The sequence below is a fragment of the Pseudomonas sp. HN2 genome, from assembly GCF_020736465.1.
In the GTDB taxonomy this organism is placed as follows: domain Bacteria; phylum Pseudomonadota; class Gammaproteobacteria; order Pseudomonadales; family Pseudomonadaceae; genus Aquipseudomonas; species Aquipseudomonas moraviensis_A.
In genome coordinates, this window is sequence record NZ_CP085885.1 from 2,487,446 (window position 1) to 2,505,051 (window position 17,606).

Consider the following 17,606-nt stretch of genomic DNA (forward strand, 5'->3'; position numbering starts at 1 on the left):
CCGAGCCATCGGCAGCACAGCGCTGCCGATGGCGGCTTGCGCTTAGCCGGCGAGGGTTGCGTTGTCGATGACGAAGCGATATTTCACATCGCCCTTGAGCATGCGCTCGTAGGACTCGTTGATCTGGTCAGCGCGGATCAGTTCGATGTCGGAAACGATGCCGTGCTCGGCGCAGAAATCCAGCATTTCCTGGGTTTCAGGAATGCCGCCGATCATCGAGCCGGCGATGGTGCGGCGCTTCATGATCAGGTTGAACACATTGGGCGATGGGTGCGGCGAGGCGGGCGCGCCGACCAGGGTCAAGGCGCCGTCGCGCTTGAGCAGGACGAGGAAGGCGTCGAGATCGTGCGGCGCGGCGACGGTATTAAGGATCATGTCGAAGCTCTTGGCGTGTGCCGCCATTTCCTCGCCATTGCGCGACACCACCACTTCGTCCGCGCCCAGCGCCCTGGCCGCTTCGCGCTTGGATTCGGAGGTGGTGAAGGCGACGACATGGGCGCCCATGGCGTGAGCCAGTTTGATGCCCATGTGGCCCAGGCCACCGATGCCGACCACGCCGACTTTCTTGCCGGGGCCGGCGTGCCACTGACGCAGCGGCGAGTACGTGGTGATGCCGGCGCAGAGTAGCGGCGCGACGGCGGCCAGTTGCGCTTCGGGATGACGGATGCGCAATACATAGCGCTCGTGCACGACGATGTTTTGCGAGTAACCGCCGAGGGTCCAGCCCGGTGCGTCCGGGGTCGGGAAGTTGTAGGTGCCGATCATGCCGTCGCAGTAGTTTTCCAGACCGGACTCGCAGTCAGCGCAGTGTTTGCAGCTGTCGACGATGCAACCGACACCGACCAGATCGCCAACCTTGTAGTCTTTGACGTGATCGCCAACCGCCGAGACGCGGCCGACGATTTCGTGGCCGGGCACGCAGGGGAATTGCGTGCCAGCCCATTCCGCGCGCACCTGGTGCAGGTCGGAATGGCAGATGCCGCAGAAGGCGATATCGATCTGCACGTCATGCGCCGCCGGCGCGCGGCGGTTGATCTGCAGGGGCTCGAGGGGTTGGTCGCCAGCGTGGGCGCCGTAGGCTTGTACAAGCATGAAAGCATCCTCCATGGTTGGTTCGGACGCCCATTGTTGCGCCCGGGTCCGAATGCGAAGTAGTGCATTTCTGTGAAATGCTTGCCTGATTCTGCCGTTGACTGCAGGACCGAAAGGCAGCCGTATGGCGACGGCTGCCGTTCAGGGCTCAACGCGGATTGGGCTGATCGTCCATCTCGGCGTTATCGGTTTCCTGACGTACGCGTTTGGGATCCAGCCCGGCATCGTCATCATCCAGCGGGATTTCGCCTTCGTTGTTGGGCAGTTCGTCGATGCCACGCTCCTTCATCGGATCGACCTCGGTACGCCCCGGACTCAGCGGATCCGGTGTAGTTGGGAGCGGATCGTCACCTTGCTTGCCTTGATCATTATTCATCTCACGCCTCGCTATGGCCGTTTTGTACGGCGTGTGCAGGTTGGAGGTGCGGGCGATTTTCACCGTTCGATTTTTTTGCCTGCCGGTGGTCGCCTCGCAAAAAAGCGGAATTTCTCCAACGCGTGCGGCTCCATACACCAACAAGCCAGAGGTGAGGAGGCAATGATGAGCAGCTCATTCAAGGTCGGTGACGCGGTGCGCTGGAATTCCGAGGCCGGCGAGATCCACGGCAAAGTGGTCAAGGTGCACACCCGCGACACCGAGTTCATGGGCCGCCACCGGCCAGCCTCGAAAGACGCGCCGCAATACGAGGTCAAGAGCGACAAGACCGGCCACTTGGCCATGCATCACGGCGACGCGCTGAAGCACGCTTAAAAACGTTCCAGTCGGTAGGCCTTAATGTCGGGCAACGCGACGGTGGCGCCCGAGACCATCTGCCCGATCATCTCCGCCGTCACCGCCGCTTGGGTCAGCCCGAGATGTTGGTGACCGAAAGCAAGCAACACCTTGCCATCGCAGACCTGATCGATGACTGGCAGCGAATCCGGCAGCGACGGGCGAAAGCCCATCCACGGTGTTGCGCCATCAGCGTTCAGGTCATGGCGAAACAGACCTTGGCTCAAGCGCTGCAACTGCCAGGCGCGCGCCATGTTGGCTGGTCGCTCCAGTCCGGCGAACTCGACCGTGCCGGCCAGGCGCAGGCCTTCGCGCATCGGCGTCATGATGAATTTGCGTTCCAGCGAGGTGACAGGGAAGGGCAGGCGATCATGCTCGTGCGGCAGCATCAGGTGATAGCCACGTTCGGTGTCCAACGGTACCTGCTTGCCGGTCAGCGCGGCGGTGAGTTTCGCCGAATGCGCACCGCAGGCGAGCAGTACGCGGCGCGCCGTTACACCACCATTGCCGGTCACCAACAAAACACCGTTTTCCTGCACGTAGCCGCCCTGAACCTGCTGCCGGAGAAAACTCACGCCGCTGCTGCGAGCCGCCTCGACCAGTGCACACACCACGCGGTACGGGTCAAGGAAATGCCCGGTGCGCGGGAAAAACAGTCCGCCCTGAAGCTGCTCGCTGAGCTGCGGCGCCGTCTCGCGGATCGCCCCGGCGTGCCAGTAATCCACCGGCACTTGCTGCTGCTTCAGGCGAGTCTGCAAGGCTTCGATGGCCTGTCCGGATTCAGGTTTTTCAAAGACCAGTAAGGATCCGTCAATTTTCAGCAGATCCGTGCGCTGGATATCTCCGAGCAAGCGTTGCCACGCGTCGAGGCTGCTTTCGTTGAGCGCCCGCAAACCTGCGACGGTTTGCTGGAACGGTTCGGGTCGCAGGTTCAGCAGCAATCGGGTGAACCACGGCAGGGCGCGCGGCAGGTATTTCCAGTCCAGACGCAGCGGCCCCATCGGGTCCATCAACATGGCCGGCAAGCGCTTGAGGATCGACACGTCAGCGATCGGAAACACCTGTTCGGTGGCCAGATGCCCGGCGTTGCCGAACGAAGCGCCATGGCCCGGTTCCTGCTGATCGATGACCACCACGCGCAGGCCCTGGCGCGCCAGACGCAGTGCGCAAGCGACGCCGATGATCCCCGCGCCAACCACGGCGATGTCGTGCGAAGGATTATTCGCCATGGCGTGTCGTTTCCCGTTGACCATCGAGCAGCCGCCGCAGGTGCAGCGGGTTGGCCTGTTGCAGCGCCGTCGGCAGCAAGCTGTCGGGGAAATCCTGATAGCACACCGGCCGCAGGAAACGCAGGATCGCTGCGGTGCCCACCGAGGTGCTGCGCGCATCCGAGGTCGCCGGGTAAGGCCCGCCATGGACCATCGCCTCGCAGACTTCCACGCCGGTCGGCCAGCCGTTGACCAGCAGGCGCCCGGCCTTGCGCTCCAGGGTTGGCAGCAACGTACGCGCCAGTGCAAGGTCGGCGTCGTCCACGTGCAGGGTCGCGGTCAGTTGGCCTTCGAGGTGTGCGCAGACCTCACGGATTTCTTCGTCGCTGCTGCATTGCAGGATCAGCGATGCAGCGCCGAACACCTCAGCCTGCAAACGCTGATCTGCAAGAAAATCCGCCGCCTCGGTGCTGAACACCTGTGCCTGACATTGATTCGGGCCGTTGCCGATCTCTCCAGCCGCCACGGCGCGTGCATGGGGATTGTCTTGCAACGCCGTCACGCCTGCTTGGTAAGCGCTGAAAATGCCGGGCGTAAGCATGGTTTGCGCCGGACTGCTTGCGATCAGCTTCGCAACGGCGCCGAGAAACCTGTCGAGCGCCGGACCTTTGCGGGCAATCAGCAACCCTGGGTTGGTGCAGAACTGCCCGGCGCCCAGCGTCAGCGACGCGACAAACCCTTCGGCCAGCGCCTGCGTGCGATTTTCCAGCGCAGCAGGAAACAGCAATACCGGGTTGATCGAACTCATTTCCGCATACACCGGAATCGGCTCCGGCCGCGCCTGCGCGGCTTTCATCAAGGCCAGACCGCCAGTGCGTGAACCGGTGAAACCAGCGGCTCTGATGCGCCAGTCGCTGACCAGTGCAATACCCACTTCGTAGCCCGAATCGAACAACAACGAAAACACGCCTTCGGGCAAATTGCAGGCCTTGACCGCTTGCGCCACCGCGCGGCCGACCAGTTCGCTGGTGCCGGGATGCGCACTGTGCGCTTTGACGATCACCGGGCAACCGGCCGCCAGTGCCGCAGCGGTATCGCCGCCGGCGACGGAAAATGCCAGCGGGAAGTTGCTCGCACCAAACACCGCGACCGGCCCCAGGGCAATCTGCCGCTGGCGCAGGTCCGAACGCGGCAGCGGTTGGCGTTGCGGTTGCGCAGTGTCGACGCGCACGTCCAGCCATTCACCGGCGCGCACCGTGCGGGCGAACAGGCGCAATTGCGAGCAGGTGCGGCCTCGTTCGCCCTGGAGGCGTGCACGGGGCAAACCGGTTTCGGCGTGGGCACGTTCGATCAGTTCATCGCCGAGTTTTTCGATGTGCTCGGCAATCCTTTCGAGAAATTCGCCACGGGCGCTCAGACTGGTTTCGCGATATTCGTCTTGTGCTGCCCAGGCCAGGGCGCAGGCCTGTTCCACCTGCTCGGCCGACGCGCCGGCGTACTCTGGTTCAAGTGCCTGGTTGGTCGCCGGATTGATCCCGCGAAAGGCTGGACGATTGCCCGCCACGGACTGTTGGCCGATCAGCATGTTGCCCGTCAGAGTCATGGTGTCTTCCTGTGAAATGAGCGAGGCCTGCCGCGAGTCGTGACGATCCGCGGCAGGTGGCGGTCAGGCAAAGTTCTGCTCGGCGGACCAGTTTTCGTACCAGTGCCGGAACAGCGAATACTGCTTCTCGGCATAGCGCCGTTGCGAGTCGCTCAGCACATCGGTTTCGTTGAAGTGCAGGGTGTATTGCTTGTCGCCGTTGAGCACCATCAGGTGTTTGTAATACAGCACCAGATCACAGCCTTCGTCGAACGACGACAGCACCGCCAGCGCCGATTCCAGCTCCCGCGCCTGACGCCGGGCCTTGGCATCGCCCTGCGCCGCCTGCTTGCTCAGCGCCACCAGTTGCAGCACTTCGCGGGGCAGGGCGTTGCCGATGCCGGTGATGGCGCCGGTGGCGTTGCAGTTGACGAAACCGTGGACGACTTGCGTATCGACGCCGACCATCAACGTCACGTCATCGTCCTTGGAGGTGATGTTCTCGGCTGCATAGCGTAGGTCTGCGCCGCCGCCGAACTCCTTGAAGCCGATCAGGTTCGGGTATTCTCGACGCAGTTCGAAAAACAGCTCGGCGCGGGTGGCGAAGCCGTAGTAAGGACTGTTGTAGATCACCGCCGGCAGATTCGGCGCGGCTTGCAGGATGGCGGCGAAGTGCGCCTTTTGCGCCGTCGCGGAAGCACCACGGGAGAGGACGCGCGGAATGACCATCAGGCCTTGCGCGCCGACTTTCGCCGCGTGTGCTGCGTGGGAAACCGCCTCACGGGAGTTCACCGCACCGGTGCCGACAATGGTCGGAACGCCGGCAGCGACCAGCCGTGCCACGCCTTCCTGGCGCTCGGCTTCGGTGAGCAGCGGCCAGTCGCCCATCGAGCCGCAATAGACCACGGCGCTCATGCCGATATCGATCAGCTCGCGACCCTTGGCCACCAGCGCATCGAAGTCCGGTTTGCGCTGGGCGGTGCACGGGGTCATCAGGGCCGGCATGCAACCGGTGAAGATGTTGTCGCTCATGGTTCAACTCCTTGGCATTGCGTTTGATTCGGGGTGGAAAATCGGCGTGGCGGCTCAGATGCCCCACGCGAACGGGTCGCTGTCGTCGATCAGCAGGGTGCTGTCGGCGGTCATGTGGGCGCGGCCGGTGATGAACGGGCGAATGCGTTCACCTTCCCATTCGAAACGGCCTGCGAACTGGCTGCCAGTAATGCTCGCCTGAATCCACGGCGCGCCGGGTTGCAATTTGTCGTCGGCGGCCAGGCAGGCGAGTTTGGCGCTGGTGCCGGTGCCGCACGGCGATCGGTCGTAGGCTTTGCCGGGGCACATGACGAAGTTGCGGCTGTCGGCATTGGCGTCGTCGGCGAACAGTTCGATGTGGTCGATGACCGCGCCGTCTTCGCCAAAGATGCCCTGATCTTCAAGGGCTTTGAGCATCGCCCAGGTGTAAGCGGTCAGGTGTTCGACGTTGTCCATGGTCAGTGTCTGGCCATGTTCGGAGACGAGGTAAAACCAGTTGCCGCCATAGGCGATATCACCGACTACGCGACCAAAACCGGGCACGTCCACCGGCACCTGCTTGCGGTACCGGTAAGCGGGTACGTTGCCGAGGGTGACCGAGCCATCGTCGTGCAGCCTCGCGCTGACTTGCCCCACCGGGGTGTCGATCTTGTGCACGCCCGGCTGGATTTTTCCCAGATGCTGCAACGAATTGATCAGGCCAATGGTGCCGTGGCCGCACATGCCCAGATATCCGGCATTGTTGAAGAAAATCACCCCGCAGGTGGCGTCCGCCGACACCGGCGGGCAATACAGCGCGCCGACCAGCACATCGTTGCCACGCGGCTCAAGCAGACAGGCGCGGCGCCACTGGTCATGCTGGTTGCGCAAGGCATCGCGTTTCTCGGCCATGCTGTTGCCGGACAGCTCGGGGAAGCCGCTCATCACCAGCCGCGTCGGTTCGCCGCCGGTGTGGGAGTCAATGACGTGTACTCGTTTCATGAAGAGATCCCGTTGGATGATTTCAGTAGGCGCCGGCAGGGCGGGCGTTGACGGTGGGCGAGGGTGCAGGGCTTTCGCTTTCCTCGTCCTCGTCGTCCAGACGCAGCAGATGCGCCGGCACACCGGTCGCCGCGCCCCAGTAGTAAATGCCCGTGGCGCAAGCGGCGACGACGATCGTGTCGAATGGGTGAGCGAGGATGCCCAGGCCGCCGAAGGTGCCGAGTTTCGACAGCACGATGGTCACCGCGTAGAACGCGATCAGCCACGCCGATGAACGCACCTGACGCGTCAGACTCAGGTGCGCCGTCGGCACGAAACGGCCGCAGAGCAGGTAGATGACAAACATCAGGATTTGCAGGCCGAGCAGCCACGACACGGTGTTCCAGCCCGACCAGTAGACGATCAGCGCGGCGATGATGAACGACACCGGCCCGAGCAGGCCCATGCTCTTGACCCGGAACGGGCGCGGCATGTCCGGCGCATTGCGACGTAGTGCAGCGACCGACACGGGCGCTACCGCATAGCTCAACACCAGCGCCGCGGAGACCACGTTGATCAGCGCTTCCCACGATGGAAACGGCAGGGTCCAGAACACCGACAGGGCGAAGGTCAGCCACAGCGCCGGACGCGGAATGCCGGACTTTTCGTCGATGTGGGTGAAGACCTTGAAGAAGGTACCGGTTTGCGCCCAGCCGTAGATCACTCGCGGAGTGGTTCATGTAGATGTTGCCGCAGCCGCTCGGCGAGATCACCGCATCGGCGACCACCAGCCAGGCCAACCAGCCCACACCGAGCGCCAGGGCGATGTCGCGATATGGCAGGGCGAACTCCTTGCTGATGCCGGCCCAACCGTTGGCGAGCATTTCCGTCGGAATGCTGCCGAGAAAGGCCATTTGCAGCAGCACGTAGATCAGGGTCGACAGCAGCACCGAGAGAATCAGTGCGATGGGAATGGTGCGCTGTGGATTCTTCACTTCGCTGGCCACGGAAATGATCGGCGTCAGGCCCAGGTAGGCAAAGATGATCCCGCCAGCGGAGACGGCCATTTCCACGCCAGACAGTCCGAATGGGGCGAACCCCTGAACCTGGAAGTTCTCCGGTCTGAAGAAAGTGAACAGCACGCCGATCACCAGCAGCGGCACGATGAACTTGAACACGCTGACCAGATTGTTGGCCTTGGCGAAGGTCTTCACGCTGCGGTAGTTGAGCAGGAAAAACACGCAGAGCAGGCCGAACTGCATTAGCCAGCCGAGGATTGTCGGATCGCCGCTGCCAGCCTTGGTCAGGCCGGGAAACCACGCCGCCGCGTATTGGCGCGAGGCAACCACTTCGATCGCCACCAGACTGGAAAACGCGATCAGCGTGATGAAGCCCATCAGGTAGCCGAGCAGCGGCCCGTGGGAGTAAACCGGGTAGCGCACCACGCCGCCAGCACGGGGCAATGCGGCGCCGAGTTCGCAGTAGACGATGCCCAGCAGCAACACGGCGAAACCGCCCAGCAACCAGGAAAAGATCCCCGCCGGACCGGCGATCGCCGAGACATGGCTGGCGGCGAACAACCAGCCGGAACCGAAGATTGCTCCGAGTCCGATAAAGGTGAGGTCGATCAATGAAAGCTGTTTTTTGAACTTGCCTTGGCCTGACATGGCATCGCCTTCTTGTGAGTTATTGGATAGGCAGTTGTGTCACGGGGGACGACCAGACTTTGCACCGGTCGACGGCGGCGGCGATTGATGTTTTATGCAGGGAACGGTGACGAATTCAGCACAATGGCGCCGATGAATGCGCGACCTCGACAGGGCCGCAACGTTGCTGCAATCTGCTCGCGAACGGCTTTTCTGGCGGTTCATTTCGAGGAGGAAGTCTTTGATGCAGTCTGCGTTTTCGATCCTGTGCCAGAGCACTGACGGCTTGCGTCCGCAGACGCTGGAAGAGATGGTCGCCGCTGCCGCGCAGCTGTTGCCGATACTCGATGTGATCCCCAATGCGGCGATCTTCATCAAGGACCTGCAAGCGCGCTATGTGCTGGCCAATCGCACGCTGGTGCAGCGTTGTGGCTTGAAGGATCTGCACCCGTTGCTCGGCAAGACCAGTGCGCAGGTGTTCCCGGCGCAGTTGGGCCCGGGGTACACCGAGCAGGATCGCAAGGTGCTGGAGGAAGGTTTTGTGCTGGAGGATCAGCTCGAACTGCACCTGTACGGCAGTCGCGAACCGGGCTGGTGCCTGACCCACAAACGACCCATCTACGATCGTGAAGGGCTGATCATCGGCCTGGTGGGGATCTCGGTGGATTTGCAGTCAGCCAGCGAAACCCACCCAGCGTTCGAGCGCCTGGCGGCTGTAGACGAATACATCCGTGGCAACTTCAATCGGCGGGTGACGCTGGGTGAACTGACGCGGATCGCCGGGATTTCCGTGGCGCAACTGGAGCGCTACTGCAAGCGGGTTTTTCACCTGACGCCACGGCAGATGATTCAGAAAGTCCGCCTGGAACACGCGCATCGCTTGTTGCACAGCGACTTGCCGATCACCGAGGTTGCGCTGCAATGCGGTTATACCGATCACAGCGCTTTTACCCGCCAGTTCAAGGCCTCGACCGGGTTTACCCCGCGCGAATACCGGCAGGCGACCTGGCATTAGACCAACACCGCCAGCCAGGCCGAGAGCAGCAGAATAAAGGCCAGTGCCGCGTTCATCCGCTTGAATGCCTGCGGTGAACCGAGCAGCCGTGCGCTGCCGACGCCGAGCAACGCCCAGAGAGTCATGCACGGCAACGACACCAGCAGAAACGCCAGTGACAACACCAGCAGGCGCAACGTCTTGTCGCCGCCGCCTACAAATACGCTGACCACGGCCACCGCCATCATCCACACCTTGGGATTGACCAGTTGCAGCAGCGCCGCGCCGAATACGCTCAAGCCTTGTTCTTGTGGCGCATTCGGGTCCAGCGACGGCGGCGGACTGCGAAAGATCTGCCACGCCAGCCAGCTCAACCAGAGCACACCCGCCCAGGCCATCGCTTGCTGCACACGAGGAAAGCGCAACAGGGTTTCGCCAGCGCCCAGCCCGACCACCAGCACGATCAACGCCGCCGCCCCACAGGCGCCAAAAATGATCGGCAACGTCGCGATCAGCCCACGTCGAGAGCTGTGGCTCAACACCAGAATATTGGTCGGCCCCGGCGTGATCGAGGCGACGAAAGCAAACAGCAGAAAGGGCAGTAAAGAAGCCATGGTGCAGATTCCTGAAAGTCGAGACAGGACACCATGATCGTCAGGGGCGGGGCCTCAGTCTGGAAGATTTGAGCAGCGTTTGCGGTAGTCCGCCGGAGTCAGTTGATAGGCGCGGCGGAACCAGCGCCCCAAGTGACTCTGGTCGGCAAAACCGAGCACGCTGGCGACCTGCGCCGGTGTCTCACCGCGTGCAAGCAATTGCCGCGCCTTGGCCAGTCGCAACTGGATCAGGTAAGCGTGGGGGGCCAGGCCGAAAGCGGCCTTGAACGCGCGGGTCAGGCGAAAGCGGTCCACGCCGCAGGCCTGCGCAAGATCATCGAGGCCGATGTCTTCATAGGTGTGGGCATGCAGATAGTCCCGCGCGACCTGCGCAACCAGTGGCAGGCGCGGATCGAAGGCCTGACGCTTGCGCCAGTCGAGGTGGCGGGTGAGGGGCGCCAGCAGGCCATCGATGGCGGTCTGGCGGACGATGCGCAGGTCACCGTCGTGCAATGCGTGGAAGGCTTGCATGATCGCAGTCGACAGGCGCGGGTCGTGGCTCAGCGTGTCGGCAAAGCCTGGCTGACTATCGGCGGGCGCCTCTTCGAACAGCGCGTGCAGTTCGCGCTCCAGCCAGCACGGATCGAGGTACAGCATCGAGTAGGTAAAGCCATCGTCGGTCGGTGCGTGGCCATCGTGGATTTCACCCGGTTCGAGCAGGAACACATGCCCCGGCGTGCTGCGATGACGCACACGGCGACAATTGAATTGCTGCACGCCTTGCTCGGTGACCCCGACGAGAAAGCTGTCATGCCAGTGCGGATCGTAGGCATGCCCACGGAAATGCGCACGAATCGACTCGATCCCGGTATCGACATCCTGGGACAGGGAGATCCAGTTGCGTTTGTCCATGGGAGTACTCCAGGGGGCGGTTGAGCAGGGGCGTTTTTACAATACCGCGCGGGGGAGGAGAAGGTTTAGAAGATTTGTGCAAGTGAGATGCGGAAATCGAGAAGGGTGTGGCGATGGGAGAGGGTTTCGCAAGAAAACGCAGGCGAAAAAAAACCGCCTTCGCGGGGCGCTTTTTTCATACCTCGGTTTGGAGCCGAGGCCGTGTGCATCACTAGCCACACCAACATGTCCGCGCATGGTATTGAGCTTCGGCCACCAGCGCAACGTAGGTTTATCGGGATGTGGGAGGTTTTTTCGGAGCGTCTAGCGCATGCAACTGCTCCTGCTCCACCACTCATTGATCGCGTCAATAACAACCATTAAGTCAATGAAGTTCTCATATCCGTGGCGCGGCGTAAGATCGGCTCCATACCCAACCACTGCACCTCGGAGCACATCATCATGAAACGCCAGACTATCCTCGGTATCGCTTTCTCGGTTTTTGCACTGAATGCCTTCGCCGCCACTGAAACCGACCCGCTGTTCAGCGACGCGGTCGCCGCTACTCAAACCGACCGTCTGTTCAGCGACGCCGTAGCGGCCACCGAAACTGACCCGTTGTTCAGCGACGCCGTAGCGGCCACCGAAACTGACCCGTTGTTCAGCGACGCCGTAGCTGCTACCGAAACCGATCCACTGTTCAGCGACGCAGTAGCCTCTGACGGTTCCGATCATCTGCAAGGCAATCGGGTCGCTGAAGGCGGTGCCGATCGCTTGCTAGAACGCCGCACTGCTTGAGCGCAACAATGAGCGTCGACAGCGAATGCCGCCTCAAGTACGGGGCGGCATTCGTATTACTCAAGCACCACCCTCAGTCAAACCGCCGTCGGCAGCACAGCCTTGTCGCGATCGCGGCCCCTGAATGTCGCCCAGAAACACAGCAGCACCGCCACAGAAAAACCGGCGGGAAACAGCCAGATACTTGTCCAGTCATGACCCGCACTTGAAGTGAAGTGGTCAGTGATCCGCCCTGCAATCCAGAACCCGATCAACATGCCCAATCCGTACGTGGCCAAGGTGATCAGCCCTTGCGCCGAACTGCGGAAGCGTTCCGGTGCCTTGGCATCGGTGTAGATCTGTCCGGAAACGAAGAAGAAGTCATAGCAGACACCGTGCAGGGCAATACCGATCAGCAGCATGAACGCTTGATCATCGTTATTGCCGAAGGCAAACAGCACGTACCGCAGCGCCCAGGCAGCCATGCCGACCAGCAGGGCGATCTTGATGCCGAAACGATGAATGAATAGCGGTAACAGCAACATGAACAGCACTTCCGAGACCTGACCGATGGCCATCTTCGCCGTCGGGTTGGTCACGCCGATCTCAGCCAGAAACGGGTTGGCATTCTGGTAATAGAACGCCAGCGGAATGCAGATCAGGATCGAGGCGAGGAAGAACACCAGATAGCTGCGATCCTTGAGCAATGCCAACGCATCGACGCCGAGCATCTGTTTCAGGCTCGATGCCCCTGCTGCAGTTTTCAGCGGCGCAGTGTTCGGCAGACTGAAGCTGTAAAGCCCCAACAGCAGCGACGCCACAGCGGACATCAGAAATGTATTGCGCAAGCCACCCGCGGCGATGCTTTGTTGCGAGTCCCAGGCGAACACGAAGCTGATCACCACGCCGGCGACAATCCAGCCCACCGTGCCCCACACGCGAATGCGCGAGAACTCCAGCGCCGGGTCTTTGATCTGCCGGAACGCTACGGCGTTAACCAGTGCCAGCGTCGGCATGTAGACCATCATGTAAGCGAGCACATAGGGATAAAACCCACTGAAATCCGCCGCGCGATAAAGCTGATAAAGCAATACCGCGCCGAGCAGATGCAGCACCGCCAGAATGCGCTCGGCATTGAAGAATCGGTCGGCAATCAGGCCGATGACAAATGGCGCCAGAATCGCGCCCCAGGATTGCGTGGCGAAGGCCATGCCGATCTGGCCACCGCTGGCAGCGAGCGTTGTCGCCAGAAAGGTGCCGAGGGTGACGAACCAGCCACCCCAGATAAAAAACTGCAAAAACATCATCACGCTGAGTCGCGCATTCATTACGTTCATTTCAGATCACCGTATTGTTTTTATGTCGGTAACGCGGATGAAATCAGTCGTCAGCCAGGCCGAGCAGGCGCCGGTTCGAAGCAGCGTCTGCGCTGACCCCGGCGAAATCGTCAAAGGCTTTGGTGGTCTTGCGGATCATGTGCCGTTCGATGAAGGCCGCACCTTCGGCCGCACCCTGCGCGGCGTCTTTGAGGCAGCATTCCCATTCCAGCACCGCCCAGCCGTTGAAGTCGTATTGGCACAATTTGCTGAAGATCGATTTGAAATCGATCTGGCCGTCGCCCAGCGAGCGGAAGCGTCCGGGACGTTCGACCCAGCCCTGATAACCGCCATAGACGCCGGAGCGCGCATCGGGGCGGAACTCGGCGTCCTTGACGTGAAACATGCGGATGCGTTGGTGGTAGCGATCAATGAAGCCGAGGTAATCCATTTGCTGCAGGAGCAGATGACTCGGGTCATAGAGGATTGCCGCGCGAGGGTGATGATTCACCGCTTCGAGAAACTGCTCGAACGACGCGCCGTCATGCAGGTCTTCGCCAGGATGGATTTCGTAGCACAGATCAACGCCAGCCTCTTCGAAGCAGTCGAGGATCGGCAACCAGCGCTTGCCCAGCTCGGCGAAGCCTTGCTCCACGAGCCCGGCAGGACGTTGCGGCCACGGATAGACGTACGGCCAGAGCAGGGCGCCGGAAAAGGTGGCGTGAGCGGTAAGGCCCAGACGCTGGCTGGCGCGGGCAGCAAGTTTCAACTGCTCAATGGCCCACTCGGTGCGCTCGCGCGGTTTGCCGCGCAGCGCGGGCGGGGCGAAGTCGTCGAACAGGCTGTCGAACGCCGGATGTACCGCGACCAGTTGGCCTTGCAGGTGCGTCGACAACTCGCTGATGACTACACCGGCGCGGGCGCAGACGGCGAGGAGTTCGTCGCAATATTCCTGGCTTTGCGCCGCGCGCTGCAGATCAATGAAGCGGGTGCCGAGGGTCGGTAACTGAACAGCTTTGTAACCTTGCGACGCGGCCCATTCGGCGATGTTGGCGAGCGAGTCGAATGGCGCCTCGTCGGCGATGAATTGCGCAAGGAAAATCCCCGGACCTTTCAGGCCTGTCGCGTTCTGCTGATTACTGTTCATTCTGCGGGGCTCCTGTCAGTTGGCCGGGGATCTCGCTCCACTTCTCGGTGCCAAGGTGATTGGCGATCGCCGTTTCGATAAACGCCATGCCGCGCAGGCCGGTTTCAATGCCCGGAACCCCCGGCGCCTGATGGCCTTCGGCGCCTTGTAAAATCGCCTCGGCGAGGTCGCCGTACAGATTGGCCATGGCTTCCAGATACCCTTCGGGATGCCCGGCGGGCAGGCGCATGCGCTGGTTTGCGGCGGCACACAACCACGGCTGACCGACCCCGGATCGCAGAACGCGCATCGGCTCGTTCAACGGTCGATGAATCAGACTGGCCGGCTCCTCCTGACGCCATTCAAGCCCACCCTTGTCGCCGTAGACGCGAATCTTCAGCGGGTTCTCTTCACCCGCGCACACCTGGCTGGCAAGCAGTACGCCGCTGGCGCCGTCGTTCATCTTGAACAACATCGCCACATCGTCATCCAACTGACGGCCCACGACATGCGCACCGAGCATTGCGCTGATGAACTGGATCGATTGCCCGGCGACGAACTCTGCGAGGGAAAACGCATGGGTGCCGATATCGCCGATGCAGCCGCCGATCCCGGATTGCGCCGGGTCGTCGCGCCAGCCGGCCTGTTTGTTGCCTTGCCCGGCAATGTCGGTGCTGAGCCAGCCTTGCGGATACTCGACGATGACTTTGCGCACGTGCCCGAGTACGCCGCTGGCGACCATCTCGCGGGCCTGCCAGACCATCGCGTAACCCAAGTAAGTGTGCGCAAGGCCATAAATGCGCTGACTCTTAACGACCACCGAATGCAGCGCCTGCACCTCGGCGAGGTTCAGCGCCGCGGGTTTCTCGCTGAACACATGAAAACCGGCGCTCAATGCCTCCCGGGCAATCGGTGCGTGCAGATGATTGGGCGTAACGATGATCAGCAGTTGCATGCGCTGCTCGGCGGGCAGGGCCGCCTCGCGGGCGAGCAGGGTTTGCCAATCGTCGTAACAGCGCTCGGTGGCCAGACCCAGCGTGGCAGCGGTGCGCTGATTGTTCTCGGAATCGCGGCTGAACGCGCCGCAGACCAGTTCGAAGCGTCCATCGAGGCCGGCGGCTTGCCGGTGGGCGCGGGCGATGAAGGAACCTTCACCGCCTCCGACAAAACCCATTCTTATTTTTTTTGCGGCAGCGTACATGGCAGTCGTCTCGGTTGCTGGGTGCAATTCTGATGAGTGATGTAACCGGTTACATCGTGGGCGAAATCTAGGCGTGAATTAGCCGAGTGTCAAATGCCAGCGGATGATCGACAGCGTTTCGATCCCTCGTCGCCTGCGGTAAGCTCCGCGCCTGATCGACATGAAGAATGAGGTGGTTTTGTCCAATATTCGCGAAGTGGCTCGGCTGGCCGGCGTTTCCGTGGCGACAGTGTCTCGTACGTTGAAATCGCCCGAGCGCGTTCTCGCGCCAACCCGTGAGCGCGTCATGGCCGCCGTGGAGCAGGCCGGCTACCGGCCGAATCTGATGGCCGTGCAGTTCCGTTCGCGGCGCACCGGCAATCTGGTGATTCTGGTGCCGACCATCGCCAACACCTTTTTCGCCCGGGTGATCAGCGGCGCGCAGCAAGCGGCGCAGGCGGCCGGTTATCGCTTGCTGCTCTGCGACACCCAGGGCCGGGAAGAACTGGAGCGGCAATTCGCCGAGCTGGTCTACGCCTATCAGGCCGACGGCGTGATCCAGTTGCGCGCCTACGACCCGTTCGAAAACGCCCCGGCCGACGCCGATCTGCCGCCCATCGTCAACGCCTGCGAAGTGATCAAGGCCGGGCGTTATCCGACCATCAGCCTGGACAACGTCGCCGCTGCCAAAGCCATGACCGATCACCTGATTGCATTGGGACACCGACGCATCGGCCTGATCAAGGGCTCGAAGAACAGCCCGCTGACCCGAGATCGCCTGGCTGGCTACGAAGCGGCATTGCGCGAAGCCGATATCGCCTTCGACGAGGCACTGATCTGCCATGGCAACTTCACCCTCGAGGCCGGCTTCGCAGGCGCGGAAAAAATGCTCGCAATGGCTGAGCGACCCACGGCGCTGTTCTGTGAAAACGATGAAATGGCCATCGGTGCGCTCAAGCGCATCCGCCAAGCGGGATTGCGTGTGCCTGAGGACATTTCCCTGGTGGGCTTCGACGACATTCCCATGGCTGCCTACTGCGATCCGCCGCTGACCACTATTTCGCAACCGGCCGAATCCTTCGGTGAGAAAGCCGTCGAGATGCTGATCGCCCTGATCGAAAAACAGCCGCTGCCAGAGAGGCATGTCATCCTGCCGTTCGAGCTGACACCTCGTGGCAGCACGGCAACTCTCAGTGGACAGGGCAAATCACTGAAGAACTAAGGTAATGCGAAAAAGATATTGGATCGGTTTTTTTAAGATCGTTTAGTTTTGTCTCTCGACGAATCAACGCATCAAACCGATTGACCCCCGATTGCCATGACGGCACACGCTGAATCGATCAAAGGCTCATCAGGTTTGGTTCACACGGGAGTGAATCATGCCGCATACCCTCGACATCAGCACATTGCCAACCCTCGACCTGTCCCTGTTCGAAGGCACAGCGCAACAGCGCTACGAATTTCTTGAAAGCCTGCGCCATGCCGCGCGTGACGTGGGTTTTTTCTATCTCACCGGCCACGGCATCGACAGTAGTTTGCTCAAGCAGGTACAGGCGCTCGCCCGGCAATTCTTTGCCTTGCCCGACAGTGAAAAACACGCCGTCGGCATGCTCAATTCGCCGCACTTTCGCGGCTACAACCGCGCCGCTTCCGAGATCACCCGAGGCCAGCCCGATTTGCGCGAGCAGTTCGATCTGGGCGCCGAGCGCGAAGCCCTGCCGGTGACTGCCGAGAGTCCATATTGGGCTCGTCTGCAAGGCCCCAACCAATGGCCGGCAGGGTTGCCCGAACTCAAGCCGTTGCTCCTCGAATGGCAGCAGGCGATGACCCGCATGTCCCTGCGTCTGTTGCGCGCATTTGCTCAGGCGTTGTCACTGCGCGCCGATGCGTTCGACCAGCTCTACGGTGACAAGCCCAACGAACACGTGAAGCTGATGCGCTACCCCGGCCAGGCCGCCGACGCCAGCCAGCAAGGTGTCGGCGCCCACAAGGATTCCGGCTTTCTCAGTTTTCTCCTGCAAGACCAGCAGGCCGGCTTGCAAGTCGAAATCGAAGAGGGGCGCTGGATCGACGCGCTGCCCCGTGAGAACACCCTGGTGGTAAACATCGGCGAATTGCTTGAGCTGGCCAGCAACGGATATCTGCGCGCCACTGTGCATCGCGTAGTCAGTCCGCCCGAGGGCAGCGAGCGCCTGTCCATCGCCTTCTTTCTCGGTGCGCAACTCGACGCCGTGGTGCCGCTGTATCCGCTGCCCACAGCGCTGCTTCGCGAGGCGCGGGGGCCGGCCAGCGATCCGCTCAATCCGCTGTTTCGCGATGTCGGCTGGAACTACCTCAAGGGCCGCCTGCGCTCACATCCGGATGTTGCGCAAAAGTTCTACGCCGACGCGCTGCTGCCTCCCGCGGCGGTTCGCAAAACTGCCTGATGCACCCCTCG

At 61.8% G+C, this 17,606-nt stretch carries 16 protein-coding genes and 1 pseudogene; 5 read left to right on the forward strand and 12 right to left on the reverse strand.

From position 1 onward, the window contains the following. Positions 1–42: 42 nt before the first annotated feature. Complete coding sequence (locus tag LIS66_RS10905; RefSeq protein ID WP_227974231.1) at positions 43–1,092, reverse strand: NAD(P)-dependent alcohol dehydrogenase; 1,050 nt, start codon at positions 1,090–1,092, stop codon at positions 43–45. A 148-nt stretch (positions 1,093–1,240) separates the two neighbouring features. Beyond that, positions 1,241–1,468: a hypothetical protein gene (locus LIS66_RS10910; RefSeq protein WP_227974232.1), complete on the reverse strand. Its 228-nt coding sequence runs from the start codon at positions 1,466–1,468 to the stop codon at positions 1,241–1,243. Between the two features lie 165 nt (positions 1,469–1,633). On the opposite strand from LIS66_RS10910, the gene LIS66_RS10915 reads away from it, so the two are divergent. Next, positions 1,634–1,843: a DUF2945 domain-containing protein gene (locus LIS66_RS10915; protein ID WP_051600414.1), complete on the forward strand. Its 210-nt coding sequence runs from the start codon at positions 1,634–1,636 to the stop codon at positions 1,841–1,843. On the opposite strand, the gene LIS66_RS10920 is transcribed toward LIS66_RS10915, so the two are convergent. From LIS66_RS10920 to LIS66_RS10940, 5 genes and pseudogenes are all read right to left on the reverse strand, one after another. Beyond that, positions 1,840–3,093: an NAD(P)/FAD-dependent oxidoreductase gene (locus tag LIS66_RS10920; RefSeq protein ID WP_227974233.1), complete on the reverse strand. Its 1,254-nt coding sequence runs from the start codon at positions 3,091–3,093 to the stop codon at positions 1,840–1,842. The genes LIS66_RS10915 and LIS66_RS10920 overlap by 4 nt on opposite strands. Next, a complete protein-coding gene (locus LIS66_RS10925; protein ID WP_227974234.1) occupies positions 3,083–4,675 on the reverse strand; it encodes an aldehyde dehydrogenase (NADP(+)) in 1,593 nt (530 codons plus the stop codon). The genes LIS66_RS10920 and LIS66_RS10925 overlap by 11 nt, the downstream gene beginning before the upstream one ends. A 63-nt stretch (positions 4,676–4,738) precedes the next feature. Next, positions 4,739–5,686, reverse strand: a complete 948-nt coding sequence (locus LIS66_RS10930; RefSeq protein ID WP_042609590.1) for a dihydrodipicolinate synthase family protein — start codon at positions 5,684–5,686, stop codon at positions 4,739–4,741. A 54-nt stretch (positions 5,687–5,740) separates the two neighbouring features. After that, positions 5,741–6,667 carry a 4-hydroxyproline epimerase gene (locus LIS66_RS10935; protein WP_227974235.1) on the reverse strand — a complete coding sequence of 309 codons (927 nt, stop codon included), beginning with the start codon at positions 6,665–6,667 and terminating at the stop codon, positions 5,741–5,743. Between the two features lie 22 nt (positions 6,668–6,689). Further along, positions 6,690–8,313: pseudogene (locus tag LIS66_RS10940) on the reverse strand (APC family permease). Between the two features lie 223 nt (positions 8,314–8,536). Between LIS66_RS10940 and LIS66_RS10945 the strand changes: the two are divergent. Then, positions 8,537–9,307, forward strand: coding sequence for an AraC family transcriptional regulator (locus LIS66_RS10945; protein ID WP_227974236.1), 771 nt, complete (start codon positions 8,537–8,539; stop codon positions 9,305–9,307). On the opposite strand, the gene LIS66_RS10950 is transcribed toward LIS66_RS10945, so the two are convergent. Together LIS66_RS10950 and LIS66_RS10955 are read right to left on the reverse strand one after the other, a co-directional pair. Next, positions 9,304–9,900 carry a LysE family translocator gene (locus tag LIS66_RS10950; RefSeq protein WP_227974237.1) on the reverse strand — a complete coding sequence of 199 codons (597 nt, stop codon included), beginning with the start codon at positions 9,898–9,900 and terminating at the stop codon, positions 9,304–9,306. The two genes, LIS66_RS10945 and LIS66_RS10950, sit on opposite strands and share 4 nt — an antisense overlap. 54 nt (positions 9,901–9,954) lie before the next feature. Next, positions 9,955–10,791, reverse strand: a complete 837-nt coding sequence (locus LIS66_RS10955) for an AraC family transcriptional regulator (RefSeq protein ID WP_227974238.1) — start codon at positions 10,789–10,791, stop codon at positions 9,955–9,957. A 441-nt stretch (positions 10,792–11,232) separates the two neighbouring features. Between LIS66_RS10955 and LIS66_RS10960 the strand changes: the two genes are divergently transcribed. Further along, positions 11,233–11,568, forward strand: coding sequence for a hypothetical protein (locus LIS66_RS10960; RefSeq protein WP_227974239.1), 336 nt, complete (start codon positions 11,233–11,235; stop codon positions 11,566–11,568). Between the two features lie 77 nt (positions 11,569–11,645). On the opposite strand, the gene LIS66_RS10965 is transcribed toward LIS66_RS10960, so the two are convergent. The 3 genes from LIS66_RS10965 to LIS66_RS10975 are packed head-to-tail and all read right to left on the reverse strand — an operon-like array spanning position 11,646 to position 15,190. After that, positions 11,646–12,884, reverse strand: a complete 1,239-nt coding sequence (locus LIS66_RS10965) for a nucleoside permease (RefSeq protein ID WP_123418527.1) — start codon at positions 12,882–12,884, stop codon at positions 11,646–11,648. Between the two features lie 43 nt (positions 12,885–12,927). Then, the gene (locus tag LIS66_RS10970; RefSeq protein ID WP_227974240.1) at positions 12,928–14,010 is read right to left on the reverse strand and encodes a sugar phosphate isomerase/epimerase family protein; all 1,083 of its coding nucleotides are present in this window, start codon (positions 14,008–14,010) and stop codon (positions 12,928–12,930) included. Further along, positions 14,000–15,190, reverse strand: coding sequence for a Gfo/Idh/MocA family protein (locus LIS66_RS10975; RefSeq protein ID WP_227974241.1), 1,191 nt, complete (start codon positions 15,188–15,190; stop codon positions 14,000–14,002). Before LIS66_RS10975 ends, LIS66_RS10970 begins: the two co-directional genes overlap by 11 nt. A gap of 178 nt (positions 15,191–15,368) precedes the next feature. On the opposite strand from LIS66_RS10975, the gene LIS66_RS10980 reads away from it, so the two are divergent. After that, positions 15,369–16,391 (forward strand): LacI family DNA-binding transcriptional regulator, encoded by a 1,023-nt coding sequence (locus tag LIS66_RS10980; RefSeq protein ID WP_227974242.1) that lies wholly within the window; start codon positions 15,369–15,371, stop codon positions 16,389–16,391. 157 nt (positions 16,392–16,548) lie between these two features. Then, a complete protein-coding gene (locus tag LIS66_RS10985; RefSeq protein ID WP_065617051.1) occupies positions 16,549–17,595 on the forward strand; it encodes an isopenicillin N synthase family dioxygenase in 1,047 nt (348 codons plus the stop codon). The last annotated feature ends 11 nt before the right edge of the window (positions 17,596–17,606 follow it).

Excerpts from the sequence above, each read along its gene's own strand:
- LIS66_RS10970 (WP_227974240.1), bottom strand. The coding sequence starts at position 14,010 with ATGAACAGTAATCAGCAGAACGCGACAGGCCTGAAAGGTCCGGGGATT.
- LIS66_RS10985 (WP_065617051.1), top strand. The coding sequence starts at position 16,549 with ATGCCGCATACCCTCGACATCAGCACATTGCCAACCCTCGACCTGTCC.
- LIS66_RS10950 (WP_227974237.1), bottom strand. The coding sequence starts at position 9,900 with ATGGCTTCTTTACTGCCCTTTCTGCTGTTTGCTTTCGTCGCCTCGATC.
- LIS66_RS10925 (WP_227974234.1), bottom strand. The coding sequence starts at position 4,675 with ATGACTCTGACGGGCAACATGCTGATCGGCCAACAGTCCGTGGCGGGC.
- LIS66_RS10930 (WP_042609590.1), bottom strand. The coding sequence starts at position 5,686 with ATGAGCGACAACATCTTCACCGGTTGCATGCCGGCCCTGATGACCCCG.
- LIS66_RS10965 (WP_123418527.1), bottom strand. The coding sequence starts at position 12,884 with ATGAACGTAATGAATGCGCGACTCAGCGTGATGATGTTTTTGCAGTTT.
- LIS66_RS10955 (WP_227974238.1), bottom strand. The coding sequence starts at position 10,791 with ATGGACAAACGCAACTGGATCTCCCTGTCCCAGGATGTCGATACCGGG.
- LIS66_RS10935 (WP_227974235.1), bottom strand. The coding sequence starts at position 6,667 with ATGAAACGAGTACACGTCATTGACTCCCACACCGGCGGCGAACCGACG.
- LIS66_RS10905 (WP_227974231.1), bottom strand. The coding sequence starts at position 1,092 with ATGCTTGTACAAGCCTACGGCGCCCACGCTGGCGACCAACCCCTCGAG.
- LIS66_RS10960 (WP_227974239.1), top strand. The coding sequence starts at position 11,233 with ATGAAACGCCAGACTATCCTCGGTATCGCTTTCTCGGTTTTTGCACTG.
- LIS66_RS10910 (WP_227974232.1), bottom strand. The coding sequence starts at position 1,468 with ATGAATAATGATCAAGGCAAGCAAGGTGACGATCCGCTCCCAACTACA.
- LIS66_RS10945 (WP_227974236.1), top strand. The coding sequence starts at position 8,537 with ATGCAGTCTGCGTTTTCGATCCTGTGCCAGAGCACTGACGGCTTGCGT.
- LIS66_RS10915 (WP_051600414.1), top strand. The coding sequence starts at position 1,634 with ATGAGCAGCTCATTCAAGGTCGGTGACGCGGTGCGCTGGAATTCCGAG.
- LIS66_RS10920 (WP_227974233.1), bottom strand. The coding sequence starts at position 3,093 with ATGGCGAATAATCCTTCGCACGACATCGCCGTGGTTGGCGCGGGGATC.
- LIS66_RS10975 (WP_227974241.1), bottom strand. The coding sequence starts at position 15,190 with ATGTACGCTGCCGCAAAAAAAATAAGAATGGGTTTTGTCGGAGGCGGT.